The sequence below is a fragment of the Pandoraea vervacti genome (assembly GCF_000934605.2).
Lineage (GTDB): Bacteria > Pseudomonadota > Gammaproteobacteria > Burkholderiales > Burkholderiaceae > Pandoraea > Pandoraea vervacti.
Map to the genome: position 1 here is coordinate 3,759,036 of NZ_CP010897.2, position 13,249 is coordinate 3,772,284.

The 13,249-nt window shown below is 62.1% G+C and carries 12 protein-coding genes and 1 tRNA gene; 4 read left to right on the plus strand and 9 right to left on the minus strand.

Annotated elements, in window-relative coordinates; all coding sequences use genetic code 11:
• Window positions 1-66: 66 nt before the first annotated feature.
• The gene (locus UC34_RS16395) at window positions 67-561 is read right to left on the minus strand and encodes a MarR family winged helix-turn-helix transcriptional regulator (protein WP_052811099.1); all 495 of its coding nucleotides are present in this window, start codon (window positions 559-561) and stop codon (window positions 67-69) included.
• Window positions 562-698: 137 nt separating this feature from the next.
• On the opposite strand from UC34_RS16395, the gene UC34_RS16400 reads away from it, so the two are divergent.
• On the plus strand, window positions 699-1,481 hold the full coding sequence (locus UC34_RS16400) for an SDR family NAD(P)-dependent oxidoreductase (protein ID WP_044456385.1): 783 nt from the start codon (window positions 699-701) through the stop codon (window positions 1,479-1,481).
• 110 nt (window positions 1,482-1,591) lie between these two features.
• Here the strand turns inward: UC34_RS16400 and UC34_RS16405 are convergent.
• Window positions 1,592-1,668: transfer RNA gene (locus UC34_RS16405), tRNA-Pro, on the minus strand.
• Window positions 1,669-1,857: 189 nt separating this feature from the next.
• Here UC34_RS16405 and UC34_RS16410 point away from each other — a divergent pair.
• On the plus strand, window positions 1,858-2,334 hold the full coding sequence (locus UC34_RS16410; RefSeq protein ID WP_044458289.1) for a SixA phosphatase family protein: 477 nt from the start codon (window positions 1,858-1,860) through the stop codon (window positions 2,332-2,334).
• A 197-nt stretch (window positions 2,335-2,531) separates the two neighbouring features.
• Window positions 2,532-3,359, plus strand: a complete 828-nt coding sequence (locus UC34_RS16415) for a GNAT family N-acetyltransferase (RefSeq protein WP_044456386.1) — start codon at window positions 2,532-2,534, stop codon at window positions 3,357-3,359.
• Between the two features lie 131 nt (window positions 3,360-3,490).
• On the opposite strand, the gene ppx is transcribed toward UC34_RS16415, so the two are convergent.
• Window positions 3,491-5,041 carry an exopolyphosphatase gene (ppx, locus tag UC34_RS16420; RefSeq protein ID WP_044456387.1) on the minus strand — a complete coding sequence of 517 codons (1,551 nt, stop codon included), beginning with the start codon at window positions 5,039-5,041 and terminating at the stop codon, window positions 3,491-3,493.
• Between the two features lie 152 nt (window positions 5,042-5,193).
• On the opposite strand from ppx, the gene ppk1 reads away from it, so the two are divergent.
• Entirely contained in the window at window positions 5,194-7,308 is a 2,115-nt protein-coding gene (gene ppk1 / locus UC34_RS16425; protein WP_044456388.1) for a polyphosphate kinase 1, read from the plus strand.
• A 148-nt stretch (window positions 7,309-7,456) separates the two neighbouring features.
• On the opposite strand, the gene phoR is transcribed toward ppk1, so the two are convergent.
• The 6 genes from phoR to pstC form a co-directional block, all read right to left on the minus strand.
• Window positions 7,457-8,797, minus strand: coding sequence for a phosphate regulon sensor histidine kinase PhoR (gene phoR / locus UC34_RS16430; RefSeq protein WP_044456389.1), 1,341 nt, complete (start codon window positions 8,795-8,797; stop codon window positions 7,457-7,459).
• A 184-nt stretch (window positions 8,798-8,981) separates the two neighbouring features.
• Window positions 8,982-9,683: a phosphate regulon transcriptional regulator PhoB gene (phoB, locus tag UC34_RS16435; protein WP_010805263.1), complete on the minus strand. Its 702-nt coding sequence runs from the start codon at window positions 9,681-9,683 to the stop codon at window positions 8,982-8,984.
• Between the two features lie 53 nt (window positions 9,684-9,736).
• Complete coding sequence (gene phoU / locus UC34_RS16440) at window positions 9,737-10,444, minus strand: phosphate signaling complex protein PhoU (protein ID WP_044456391.1); 708 nt, start codon at window positions 10,442-10,444, stop codon at window positions 9,737-9,739.
• A gap of 22 nt (window positions 10,445-10,466) precedes the next feature.
• Window positions 10,467-11,249 (minus strand): phosphate ABC transporter ATP-binding protein PstB, encoded by a 783-nt coding sequence (pstB, locus tag UC34_RS16445; protein WP_039397158.1) that lies wholly within the window; start codon window positions 11,247-11,249, stop codon window positions 10,467-10,469.
• Between the two features lie 71 nt (window positions 11,250-11,320).
• Entirely contained in the window at window positions 11,321-12,217 is an 897-nt protein-coding gene (gene pstA, locus UC34_RS16450) for a phosphate ABC transporter permease PstA (protein ID WP_044458290.1), read from the minus strand.
• A gap of 2 nt (window positions 12,218-12,219) precedes the next feature.
• On the minus strand, window positions 12,220-13,194 hold the full coding sequence (gene pstC, locus UC34_RS16455; RefSeq protein WP_044456393.1) for a phosphate ABC transporter permease PstC: 975 nt from the start codon (window positions 13,192-13,194) through the stop codon (window positions 12,220-12,222).
• Window positions 13,195-13,249 lie beyond the last annotated feature (55 nt).

The following is a 13,249-nucleotide window of genomic DNA, read 5'->3' on the forward strand; positions in this document are numbered from 1 at the left end:
CGAAATTAGCGACGCCTCTCTCGAAGGTCAACGAAGCAAATCACACAAGGTTATGCCCGCATATGCTTATGCGAGATCCTTCCGACGGCTCGATTTCGGCGGGCGTGCCGTGCGCTCCCCCAGCCCGACCTCTTGCAGCGCCCGTGCGTAAACTGTCAGTCCTCGAACCACAGCGCCCCGCTCCGCTTCGCTCATACGGTCCAGCGCGCCACTGACCTGACGTCTTCCGAACGCATGAATTGCGGCGAGCGTGCGTCTGCCGCGTGGCGTCAACGACAACAGTTTTTCGCGCGCGTCGTCTCGACTGGGTGTCTCCTTCAACTCCCCGGCAATCAGCAGTTTTCGCAGCATTCGGCTAACGCTCGACTTATCCAGCATCAGATATTCGCCCAGATAAGCGGATGTCACCGAGCGTCGCGCGCCAATTTCCATAATCGCGTGAACCGCCGACGCGGAATACCCGGTATCCGCGAGCGTCGCCTGCATGAATCCCAGCTCACGCACCATTTGCCGCGAGGCTGCCCGGATGCTGTCGAGCAGTTCGATGTCGTATTTTGGCATGGTTGATATCTCGGATTAATGTTGTACGATACAACTAATATCTTGCGCCCTGTCGAAATTTCACGATCTCGGAAGGTCGGAGTCCCCGGAGATGGGACGCTGACGACTCAGGCGAGCGCATACAGCCCGGAGGCCCTATGCAGTCCGAGAAACGTGGTTTTCGACGTGCGCGCATGCTGGGACAGGTGGGGCTGGTCACGGGTGGCGGCAGTGGTATCGGTCGCGCGACGGCGATCCAAATGGCCGCCGAGGGCGCGTCGGCCGTGGTCATCGCCGGGCGGCGCGAGGAGGAAGGGGACGCCGTGGCGGCGGAGTGCCGGGTAATGGGGGGCGAGGCCATGTTCGTGAAAACGGATGTGACGCGTGAGGAGGACATCGCGCATCTCATCCAAACTGTCACGAACCGATTCGGACAACTGGACGTTGCGTTCAACAATGCCGGTTTTCAGGAACGACGCGCCCCCATCGACGCACAGGATGCTTCGGTGTACGCCAGCGTATTCGATACCAACGTGCGATCAGTGTTTCTTTGCCTGAAGCACCAAATCCCGGCGATGGAAAAAAGCGGGGGCGGACGCGTCGTCATCAACGCCTCGGTCAGTGGCGTGAGAAATCCCAATCCCGGTCTGGCGCTTTACTCGGCATCCAAGGCAGCCGTCATCTCGTTGATGCGCTCGGCGGCGATGGAATGCGCGCCACGAGGCATTCGAATCAATGCCGTCGCGCCGGGGCGCGTCGTCACCGACATGATGCTGGCGTCTGGCATCGCCGACATGTCGAGCGTTGCCGCAGCACTGCCGTTACGACGGATGGGCCAACCGGAAGAAGTCGCCGAAGCGGTCATCTGGCTGGCTTCGGATGAGGCTTCCTATATCGTCGGCCATGTTCTGGCGGCCGATGGCGGGTTTCTGGCGTCTTAGGCGCCGGGGGTTCGCCCCGAAATGGGCTATGGGCGTTAGCGGGGTATATCGGACAAACAAAAAACGCCCCAATGGGGCGCTTTGCAACTGCTTGATACGACAGGGTTTTTTGGTCGGAGCGATAGGATTCGAACCTACGACCCTCTGATCCCAAATCAGATGCGCTACCAGGCTGCGCTACGCTCCGACGAAAGAGGACGAATTCTAGAGGTTTCCTTGCGCCACGTCAAATGGTTGTGCAGATTCCCGGCATTTTCGCAGTGCCCACTGCATTGGCGGTGCACAATGACACCTTCGTCCCCGCTTTGCCGGCGGTCATGCCGCCGCCACGAAAGCCCGCCATAGTGGGAGGTTCACCATGCCAGAACCCGTGTCGATGAATCTGATTCTCTGGCGTCACGCCGACGCCGAAAACCTGCCCGCCACCCTCGCCCTCAGCGCCCAGGCCGATTTGGCCCGCGAACTGACCGATCGGGGCCGCAAACAGGCCGACAAGGCCGCTCAGTGGCTCCGCCCCCGCCTGCCCGACGATGCGCTCATTCTGTCCAGCCCCGCCGTTCGCGCCGTTCAAACCGCTCAGGCGCTCACGCCGACGCCCCGCATCGTGCGCGACCTCGCCCCGGGCGCCAACGCCGTCACACTGCTCGGCGCCATCGACTGGCCAGGCACCGCCCAGACCATCGTGCTGGTCGGCCATCAACCCGCCCTCGGTCAGCTCGCCGCACTGTTGCTCAGCGGCCAGGAGGCCTACTGGACCATCAAAAAGGGAGGCATCTGGTGGCTCGCTTCCCGCCGCCGGGAAGACGAAAGCCAGGTCGTGGTGCGCGCCGTCATCAATCCGGACCTGATCTGACACATTTCGTGCGCCCTGCGCACTCGCCATCCCAAAACCCCGAAAGCCCCGCGAAATGGACCTCGTAAGGCGACGAATTAAGGGGCTGCCTCATGACAGCGAACGTTTTGTCATAGAATTGTCGTCTACCGTTCACGGAATCGACATTGATGCTTTTTAAAGTACGTCGCAACGCGACCGTCACAAAAAGGGCTTTTATGCGCGACCTGCCGAACCCCACTATGCCGCTCTCTTCGTTGACCCCCACGTCGCGGAGGCGTCTTCCTCGCCCTGAAACGCCTGTCAAACCGAATCTGGCTGTGGCGTGGGTACGCGACGAAAGCGAGCTTCGTGAAGCGCAGCACCTGAGATACCAGGTCTTCGCCGAAGAAATGGGTGCATCGGTCAAGGGCCCGGCTGGCCTCGACGTCGACGAATACGACCAATACTGCGACCACCTGATCGTGCGCGATCAGGACTCGCTCAAGGTTGTCGGCACCTATCGCGTATTGCCCCCGTCCCAGGCCAAACGCCTCGGCCGCCTGTACTCCGAAGGCGAATTCGATCTGTCGCGCCTCGACCATCTGCGCCCGAAGATGCTGGAGACCGGCCGCTCGTGCGTGCATACCGACTACCGCAACGGCGCCGTCATCATGGCGCTCTGGAGCGGCCTGGCCGAGTACATGCTGCGCAACGGACTGGAGACGATGCTCGGTTGCGCCAGCGTGCCGATGGCCGATGGCGGCCACTACGCCGCGAGCCTCTACCGCAAGCTCCAGGACACCTCCATGGCCCCGGCCGAGTACCACGCCGTGCCCCGTATCGCCCTGCCGGTCGACGAGCTGCAATCGACGCTCGACGTCGAGCCGCCTGCCCTGGTCAAAGGCTACCTCCGTCTCGGTGCCCGTATCTGCGGCGCACCGGCCTGGGACCCCGACTTCAATACTGCGGATTTCCTCACCCTGTTCCGCCTCTCCGACATGAATCCGCGCTACGCGCGTCACTTCCTCGGACCGGAACTCGTGAGCAAGCTCCAACAAGCCTGACGGGCGTTCCCCCAAGATACTCCGCCCCTGAGCGTTGCAGTCTTACAGGCTAACGTCCAGAGGAACGAAAAGCCCGGCAAATGCCGGGCTTTTCGTTTGCTGCAACACGCATGCCGATGGCAATGCGCACTTCAGGCGTACACGACCTTGTAGCGCATTCCGATCTTTTCCCACTCCTGCGCTTCGCGCTGCAAGCTGTAATCGGTGAGCGGATTGGCATCGATCCACTGACGCGGCACCGACACCTGAAAGCCGTCGCCCAGACGTTCGACCTCGATGCTGTCCGGCAGTGCGTCTGTACGGCGACGACAGAACAGGACCGCCAGCCGCAGGCAAAACAGCAATTGCCAGTCGACCTGCTGCGCCTGCGAGGCGAGCTTGCCCAACTTGCCGACGTGCCCCAGCAGCAACTCGGCAAGACGCGCCTGATCCGGGCGTGAGAAGCCCGGCATATCCGCATTGCTGCCAATGTAGGCCGAGTGCTTGTGGTAGGCACTATGGGAGATAGAGAGCCCCATCTCGTGCAGCGACGATGCCCAGTTGAGCAAGGCCTCGCCTTCTTCACGACCATCGTCCACGTCGCTCGCTTCGTCGTCGGCATCCTTGGCGTTCGCGCCCGCCACGTCGAGCGGCAACTGGCGATACAGCGAAATGGCGAGACGCCCGACCCGCTCGGCCTGCGCACGATCCACGCCGTACCGGCGCACGAACTGCTCGACCGTCACCGCGCGCATGTCCTGATGCTGTGTACGCCCCAGCAGGTCGTACATTACCCCGAGACGCAGCGCGGCGTCGGTCGTCTCCATATGATCGACTTCGAGTTCGTTGAAGACGGACAACATGATCGACAGGCCGCCCGGCAACACCGGAATACGATCCTGCTTGAGCCCGGCCAGTTTCAGACGATTGGCGTTTTCCGCCTTGATGAGGGCTCGCTTGAGACGCTCAAGGCCGCCACGGGTCAGCCCGTGCACGCCGCCGTCATTGAAACCATTGGCTTCGAGCAACTCCGCCAGAGCGCGCGCCGTGCCGGACGACCCGATCGCCTGGGACCATCCCGCCTCTCGATACGTCGCGGAAATGATCTGAATTTCGCGACGCGCAGCCAGTTCGGCCTGCTTCATCGCATACTCGTCGACATTGCCGCTGGGGAAGAATTGCCGACTGTGGCTCACGCAGCCGATGTACAGACTCTCCATGATCAATGGCTCGTAGTCCTGACCAATGATGAACTCGGTCGAGCCGCCGCCAATATCCACGACGAGACGATTGCCGGCGCATGTGGGCACGGAGTGCGCCGCCCCGGCGTAAATCAGTCGCGCCTCTTCACGTCCGGCAATCACTTCGATGGGAAACCCCAGGGCACGCTGCGCTTCGCCCAGAAAGTCCTGCGCGTTCTTGGCAACGCGCAACGTGTTGGTTGCCACCGCCCGCACCTGATCGGGATGAAAGCCGCGCAGTCGTTCGCCGAAACGCTTGAGTACCTCCCAGCCCCGCTGTTGGGACGGATGATCGAGGTACTTCTCCGCATTCAGTCCTGCCGCGAGCCGCACCGGTTCGCGTAGCGCATCGACCTGATAGATCTGCGTCCCCGCGGATGTCTCCTCCACGCGGCCGATGATCAGGCGGAAACTGTTCGAGCCGAGGTCGACGGCCGCTAACAATGGCGATGGGGTGCTCATGTGGGAATGCGCCGAAGCGAAGAAGGCCGAAAAGCCCGATGCTTAACTTTAAAAGCATGACGGGCACTCGACAAATAAATGACGAATACGTTACAAATCGAATATGACACGTCGTTGACAAATGTGAATGTCATATAACTGTAACAATACGAATGAAGAATTCACGCCAATCCCATGTCTTTCGCACGTTCAACATGAATTACCCGCTGCTCAACCGCGAGCTGGGCATTCTCGCGTTCAATGAACGCGTGCTTGCCCAGGCGGCCGATCCGGCCACGCCATTGCTCGAGCGCCTGCGCTTCGTCTGTATCGTGAGTAGCAATCTGGATGAATTCTTCGAAATTCGCGTCGCCGGACTCAAGGAGCAGATGCGCGAGAATCCGGGCATGCTCACGCCCGACGGCATGACGTTTCAGCAAGTTTACACGCAAGTCTGCGCCCGGGCACAGGCGCTCGTCGAGAAGCAATATGCCATGTTCGACAGCCTGCTCCCGCTCATGGAGGCCGAAGGCATCGCCTTTCACCCGTCCGGCAGCTGGAACGACGCGCAAGTCGAATGGGCGCGCGACTATTTCCTGCGCGAACTGGTCCCCGTACTCACCCCCATCGGGCTGGATCCCGCGCACCCATTCCCGCGCGTGCTCAACAAGAGCCTGAACTTCGCCGTGGAACTCGAAGGCAAGGACGCCTTCGGCCGCGACGCGGAGCTCGCCATCGTTCAGGCGCCTCGCGCCCTACCCCGTCTGGTCCCCATGCCGGCAGCGCTCGCGCCGTTGCCGAACAGCTTCGTGCTGCTCAGCTCGCTCATGCTGCGTTTTGCCAGCGAGCTGTTCCCCGGCCTCACCGCCAAGGCGTGCCATCAGTTTCGGGTCACGCGAAACAGCGATCTGTTCGTCGACGAAGACGAAATCACCAATCTACGCACCGCGCTGCAAGGCGAGCTCCCCGCGCGCCACCTCGGTGACGCCGTTCGGCTCGAAGTCGACGCCGGCGCCCCTGCGCGCCTCGTGCGCCGACTCCAGACGGAGTGCGGACTGGCCGACTCGGACTGCTACCGCGTCAAAGGGCCCGTCAATCTGGTGCGCCTGATGCCGCTGCCGGAGATGGTCGACCGGCCGGACCTGAAATTCGTGCCATTCGTTCCGGCATTGCCCAAGCGCATGAGCGCCTCACCCGCCATGTTCGATCTCATCGATCAGGGCGATCTGCTGTTGCATCATCCGTACGACAGCTTCCAGCCCGTGCTCGAACTGCTGCTGCAAGCGGCGCGCGATCCCGATGTCGTGGCCATCAAGCAGACCATCTACCGTACCGGCAACGAGTCGGCGCTCATGGACGCCCTCATGGAGGCCGCGCGCAACGGCAAGGAAGTCACGGTGGTCGTGGAACTGCTGGCGCGCTTCGACGAGGAGACGAATATCAACTGGGCGGCGCGCCTCGAAGCGGTTGGCGCGCACGTCGTCTATGGCGTGGTCGGCCACAAGTGCCACGCGAAAATGCTGCTCGTTGTGCGTCGCACGCGCCAGGGCAAGAAGACGTTCCTCAAGCGCTACGTCCACCTCGGCACCGGCAACTATCACCCGCGCACGGCGCGTCTGTACACCGACTTTGGCCTGATGACCGCCGACGAAGCGCTGTGCGCCGATGTCCACGTCGTGTTCCAGCAACTGACCGGCATTGGTCGCCAGACCCACCTGCACGGTCTCTGGCAGTCGCCGTTCACGATGCATTCGCACCTGCTCGAAGCGATTCGCCGTGAGACGGAAGCGGCGATGGCCGGCAAGAAGGCCCGCATCATTGCCAAGATGAACGCGCTGCTCGAGCCGACGATCATTGCCGAGCTTTACAAGGCGTCGCGCGCCGGCGTGAAGATCGATCTGATCGTGCGGGGCGTTTGCGCACTGCGCGCCGGGGTAAAAGGCCTGTCCGAGAACATTACCGTGCGCTCGATCGTCGGCCGCTTTCTCGAACACCATCGCATCTATTATTTCTACGCGAACGGCGACGAGCACGTCATGCTCTCCAGCGCCGACTGGATGGAGCGCAACTTCTTCCGCCGCGTGGAAGTCGCGTTCCCCGTGCGAGACAAGCGCCTGAAGGCACGCGTGATACGCGAGGGGCTGATGGTGCATCTGCGCGACAACACGCTGTCATGGCTCATGCGGGCAGACGGCAGCTACGTGCGACGCAAGGCGGGCAAGACGCCATACAACAGCCAGATGGTGCTGATGCAGGAAATCACGCAGCACGTGCAAACGGGGAACTGAGCGGACGAACGGACGAACGGACGAACGGACGGACACGCGCCGCAACGCCCAACGAAAAAGGCGCTCGACCGCGAAGTCGAGCGCCTTTTTTCTGCCGGGGGTCGGCCGCACCGACCGCCCCGCGGACTGCTCCGCTTACTGCCCCGCGTCAACCGTCCACCGATACCTGCTTCGGCGCTTCGATCGGCGCGCGATGCACCACGCGCGTCGGCGGGAAGTGAATCGCGAACGTACTACCTCGCCCTTCCTCGCTGGTCACACGCAGATCCGCCTGATGGCGCGTGAGCACGTGCTTGACGATGGCAAGTCCGAGTCCTGTGCCCCCGGTGTCGCGTGAGCGGCTGCGGTCGATGCGATAGAAGCGCTCGGTCAGCCGGGGAATGTGCTCGGCGGGAATGCCGAGCCCGGAATCGACGACAGCGAAACGAGCGCCCCCGTCTTCCGTCGCACCCCATTCGATGCGGATCTTGCCGCCCTGCGGCGTGTAGCGCACCGCATTGCTCACGAGATTGCTGAACGCGCTGTGCAACTCGCCTTCCGCGCCGCGCAAATCGAGTCCGTCCGCGCCGATTACCTCGATCACGTGCTGACCTTGCGACAACCCCTCGGCATCGCCACGCAGCGAACGCATTTGCATGCCCATGTCGATGCGGTCGTCCGGCGGCGGCTTGCCGCTGCCTTCGAGCTTCGCCAACGTCAGCAAGTCGTTCACGATGTTCTGCATGCGGCCCGCCTGCTGTCGCATGATCTCGACGTAACGCTGAATCTCGTCAGGCGACAGCGGCAGCTCGCCAACCGTCTCCAGGAAGCCGGAGAGCACCGTGAGCGGCGTCTTCAGTTCATGGGAGACGTTGGCCACGAAGTCGCGGCGCATCGCGTCGGTGCGCTCCAGATCGGTCACGTCCAGCGAGATGATCAGCTTGCGATTGTCGCCGTAGGGAAACACCTGCATCGAGAGCACGTTGTTGCGCTTCTCGCCCATGTGATGCATGAGCAGCGCCTCGTCGTAACGCTCCGACGACAAGTAATGCACGAAGGCCGGCGTTCGCAGAAGATGGGTGATCTGTTGACGCAGATCTCGCCGAGCGTCGATACCGAAGTGAATCTCGGCGATCGCATTGCACCACTCGATCTGATTTTGTTCGTCGAGCATGATCACGCCGTTGGGCGATGCCTGGATCGCCTGAATGAAGCGTGCGTGCTGTTGTTCCACCTGCTTGACCTGGTTATGCCAGCGCTTGGCCAGCTTGTGCAGCCGGTAATAGATTTCGCCCCACAACCCGAGTGCGCTCGGCACTTCGCCGTAGACCGGCGCTTCGAGCAAACGCCAGAGTCGTTGTGCGTGATAGACGTTAAAGAAAAGCTGTATCACCAGCAGAACGACCGCGGTGACGTAACCTGCGCTCGCACCCAACATCCAGCCGACAGCCACCGAAATGGCCGCTTGCAGAATGAGAAACGCCAGCGCGCGGGCCCAGATGATATTCATAGACGATGCACAGGAAGGTTGCCGCGGGGTACCCCACGGGCGGACGCGGCATGGGCACGGCAGGTCCTGGTCCCGGCGTTCGATGGCGCCGACGGGAACAGGCGCACCGGACGAACTAGACGAACCAAACGGCTCGGACGAGCCGGACGCGACCGACACGCTCTGGCGCGCCGGTCCCGCCTTGTCAGACGGACTTCGTCAGACGATAGCCGCTGCCGCGTACGGTCTCGATCATAGCATCGTGGCCCGCGGGCTTGAGCGCCGCGCGAAGACGCTTGATATGCACGTCCACCGTACGCTCCTCGACGAACACGTGATCGCCCCACACCTGATCGAGCAACTGCGAGCGGCTGTGCACGCGCTCCGGATGGGTCATGAAGAAGTGAAGCAGACGGAACTCCGTCGGGCCGAGGTCCAGCTTGATGTCGCCGCTCGACTGATGACTCGTGACGCGGTGCGTGGCCGGGTCGAGCTTCAGACCGTTCACGCTCACCACGTCTTCGGTCAACTGCGGGGCGCGGCGGCGCAGCACGGCCTTGATGCGCGCCATCAATTCCTTCGGCGAGAACGGCTTGGTGACGTAGTCGTCCGCACCGATCTCCAGGCCCATCACCTTGTCCTGCTCTTCGCTGCGCGCGGTGAGCATGATGATCGGCACATGCTTCGTGCGCTCGTTCGCGCGCAACTCGCGCGCGAACGTCACGCCCGACTTGCCCGGCAGCATCCAGTCGAGCAGAACGAGATCCGGCAGGACGTCGCTGATCAACGTGAGCGCCTGCTCAGCGTTGTACGCCCGGATCGGATAGTGACCCGCGTGTTGCAAATTAACGGAGATCAGCTCGGAAATTGCCGGCTCGTCTTCCACGATCAGAATGCTGCTAGGCATCGGTTCCCTCTCAAACCTTCAGTAATGTCAGGCGCGTTGTCCGCTGTTGTGCCTTACTCGCCCTGCACTTTGCGCTGCAGATCCTCGCGCGAAATGTGCCGGACGTCGGTGCCCTTGACAATGTAGATGATGAACTCGGCAATGTTCTTGGCATGATCGCCGATCCGCTCGATCGCCTTGGCGATGAACAGGAAGTCCAGACCGGCGGAGATGGTCCGCGGGTCTTCCATCATGTACGTGACCAATTTTCGCACGAAGCCGCGGAATTCATTGTCGATGGCCTTGTCGTCGCGCACGATCTCGGCTGCCGCCACGATATCGAGACGCGCGAACGCATCGAGCGTGCGGCGCAGCAATTGCGCGGCCATCTCGCCGGAGAGCTTGATTTCGGCGAAATTCACGCTCTGCGCCGCGCCGTCTTCGAGCAGATGACGGGTACGCTTGGCGATCTTCTCGGCCTCGTCGCCAGCGCGCTCGAGGTTGGTGATCGTCTTCGAGATCGAGAGCAGCAGACGCAGGTCGCGCGCAGTCGGCTGACGGCGGGCGATGATCTTGCTGCACTCTTCGTCGATCTCGACTTCCATCGTGTTCAGACGGTGCTCGTTGGCGATCACTTCGTCGACGAGCGTACGGTCGAACGTGTTCAGGCCCTGCATGGCCGTCACGATCTGGGACTCGACCACGCCGCCCATTTCGAGCACACGCGAGCAAACCTGATTCAGGTCGGAATCGAACTGGCTGGAGAGGTGTTTATCGTTCATGTCGCGGGTTTTCCTCGTGGCATCAACCGAAACGGCCGGTGATGTAGTCTTCGGTCTCTTTACGGTCCGGCTTGATGAAGATCTTCTCGGTCTCGCCGAATTCGATCAGCTCGCCCAGGTACATGTAGGCCGTGAAGTCCGAGCAACGGGCGGCCTGCTGCATGTTGTGGGTCACGATCACCACCGTGTAATCGTCCTTGAGTTCGGCGATCAGCTCTTCGATACGGCCCGTCGAAATCGGGTCGAGCGCCGAGCACGGTTCGTCGAGCAGCAGCACTTCGGGCCGGATCGCGATGCCGCGCGCGATACACAGACGCTGTTGCTGACCGCCGGACAGGCCGTAGCCCGACTGTTGCAGCTTGTCCTTCACTTCGCTCCACAGCGCCGCCTTGGTCAGCGCCCACTCCACGCGATCGTCCATTTCCGAGCGCGAGAGCTTTTCGAACAGACGCACGCCGAAGGCGATGTTGTCGTAGATCGACATCGGAAACGGCGTGGGCTTCTGGAACACCATGCCGACCTTCGCGCGCAGCAGTGCGATGTCCTGCTTGGCGGTGAGCAGGTTCTCGCCGTCCATGTTGATCTCGCCCTCGGCGCGTTGCTCCGGGTACAGGGCGTACATCTTGTTGAACGTGCGCAGCAGCGTGGACTTGCCGCAACCCGACGGGCCGATGAAGGCCGTTACCTTGCGGTCGGGAATGCGCAGGTTGATGTTCTTGAGCGCGTGATACTTGTCGTAGAAGAAGTTCAGGTTCTTGACTTCGATCTTCGAGGGCAGCTTGATTTCTTGCGTCGGGTTCGTCATGGTCTGTCTCAACCGTCAGGTAGGCGTTTGTCGTGGCGTTATGGTCGCGTCGTGTCGTGTGTCGTTGCCGCTTACTTTTTGGCAAACAACGTGCGCGCCAGAATGTTCAGGAACAGCACCCCGAGGGTGATGATGAATACGCCCGCCCACGCAAGCGATTGCCACTCGGCAAACGGGCTCATGGCAAATTTGAAGATGGTGACCGGCAGGTTGGCCATGGGCTGGTTCAGGTTCATCGACCAGAACTGATTCGAGAGCGCCGTAAACAGCAGCGGCGCCGTCTCGCCCGCGATACGCGCCACGGCCAGCAGCACGCCCGTCACGATACCGGCGATGGACGCCTTCAACGTGATCTTCACGATGATTCGCCACTTCGGCGTGCCCAGCGCGAAAGCCGCCTCGCGCAGATTGTTCGGCACCAGTTTGAGCATGTTCTCCGTCGTGCGGATCACGATGGGAATTTGCAGGAGCGCCAGCGAGATGATGCCGGCCCATGCCGAGAAGTGCCCCATCTGCGCGACGACCAGGGCGTACACGAACAGGCCGATCACGATCGAAGGCGCCGAGAGCAGAATGTCGTTGATGAATCGCGTGATGCTCGCGAGCCAGGACTTCTGGCCGTACTCGGCCAGATACACACCGGCCAGAATGCCCAGCGGCGTGCCCACCAGCGTCGCCACACCGACCATCACCAGACTGCCCATGATGGCGTTGGCCAGACCGCCGCCGGCCGTGTTCGGCGGCGGCGTCATTTCCGTGAACAGCGACAGCGACAGGCCGCCGATGCCCAGCGAGAGCGTGGTGTACAGAATCCACAGCAGCCAGAGCAGACCGAATGCCATGGCCGCGAGCGACATGGCGATCGCAAACATGTTCTTGCGGCGGCGATAGGCTTGCAGACGCACGCGGGTAAAGGCGTCGGTGGGCTTCACGGCGGGCGATTCCAGTTCGAGCGCTTGTTGGGTCATCATTATTTACCTTCGCTTTTTTCGAGGCGCAGCAGCATCAGCTTGGACAGCGCCAGCACCACAAAGGTGATGAAGAACAGGATCAGGCCGAGTTCCATCAGGGCCGACGTGTGCAGGCCCGGGCCGGCTTCGGCGAACTCGTTGGCCAGCGCCGAGGTGATGCTGTTGCCCGGCGAGTAGAGCGAGACGTTGTCGAGCAGGTTGGTGTTGCCGATCACGAACGTGACGGCCATGGTCTCACCGAGCGCCCGGCCAAGACCCAGCATGATGCCGCCGATGACGCCCGTCTTCGTGAAGGGCAGCACGACGCGCCACATCACTTCCCAGGTCGTGCAGCCGATGCCGTAAGCCGATTCCTTGAGCAGCACGGGCGTGACTTCGAACACGTCGCGCATGACCGAGGCGATATACGGAATGATCATGATCGCGAGGATCACGCCGGCGGGCAGGATACCGATGCCGAGCGGCGGCCCCTGGAACAGCGCGCCGATGACCGGCACGTTGCCGAGCAGCGCACCCAGCGGCTTCTGGAAGTACTGGCTGAAGATCGGGGCGAAAACCAGCAGGCCCCACATCCCGTAGACGATGCTCGGAATGGCCGCGAGCAGTTCGATGGCGGTGCCGAGCGGGCGACGCAGCCACACGGGCGAGAGTTCGGTCAAAAACAGGGCGATGCCGAAGCTGACCGGCACGGCGATGATCAGGGCAATGACCGAGGTGACGATCGTGCCGTAGATGGGCACGAGCGCACCGAATTGTTCTGCGGGCGGATCCCAGTCCTTGGTCCACAGGAAGGCGAAGCCAAATTTCTCGATCGACGGCAACGCGCTGATGATCAGCGACACGATGATGCCGCCGAGCAGGAGCAGCGTAATGAGGGCGGCGGCGCGGGTGAGCAGCGCGAAGAGAAAGTCGCCAACGGAAGACGGGGCGCGCTGTGCGCCCGGTGTTGCGAGGGGGCTGGTGGCTTCTGCCATGATGTCGTCTCAGCGTGAGCGCGCCGCCAGCCGTTGCCAGATCATGATTCGGGCT

Bases quoted from the DNA above. Each gene is read 5' to 3' on its own strand.
- phoB (WP_010805263.1), bottom strand. From the start codon at position 9,683: ATGCCTAGCAGCATTCTGATCGTGGAAGACGAGCCGGCAATTTCCGAG.
- pstA (WP_044458290.1), bottom strand. From the start codon at position 12,217: ATGACCCAACAAGCGCTCGAACTGGAATCGCCCGCCGTGAAGCCCACC.
- ppk1 (WP_044456388.1), top strand. From the start codon at position 5,194: ATGAAGAATTCACGCCAATCCCATGTCTTTCGCACGTTCAACATGAAT.
- phoR (WP_044456389.1), bottom strand. From the start codon at position 8,797: ATGAATATCATCTGGGCCCGCGCGCTGGCGTTTCTCATTCTGCAAGCG.
- pstC (WP_044456393.1), bottom strand. From the start codon at position 13,194: ATGGCAGAAGCCACCAGCCCCCTCGCAACACCGGGCGCACAGCGCGCC.
- UC34_RS16395 (WP_052811099.1), bottom strand. From the start codon at position 561: ATGCCAAAATACGACATCGAACTGCTCGACAGCATCCGGGCAGCCTCG.
- UC34_RS16400 (WP_044456385.1), top strand. From the start codon at position 699: ATGCAGTCCGAGAAACGTGGTTTTCGACGTGCGCGCATGCTGGGACAG.
- UC34_RS16415 (WP_044456386.1), top strand. From the start codon at position 2,532: ATGCGCGACCTGCCGAACCCCACTATGCCGCTCTCTTCGTTGACCCCC.
- pstB (WP_039397158.1), bottom strand. From the start codon at position 11,249: ATGACGAACCCGACGCAAGAAATCAAGCTGCCCTCGAAGATCGAAGTC.
- phoU (WP_044456391.1), bottom strand. From the start codon at position 10,444: ATGAACGATAAACACCTCTCCAGCCAGTTCGATTCCGACCTGAATCAG.
- ppx (WP_044456387.1), bottom strand. From the start codon at position 5,041: ATGAGCACCCCATCGCCATTGTTAGCGGCCGTCGACCTCGGCTCGAAC.
- UC34_RS16410 (WP_044458289.1), top strand. From the start codon at position 1,858: ATGAATCTGATTCTCTGGCGTCACGCCGACGCCGAAAACCTGCCCGCC.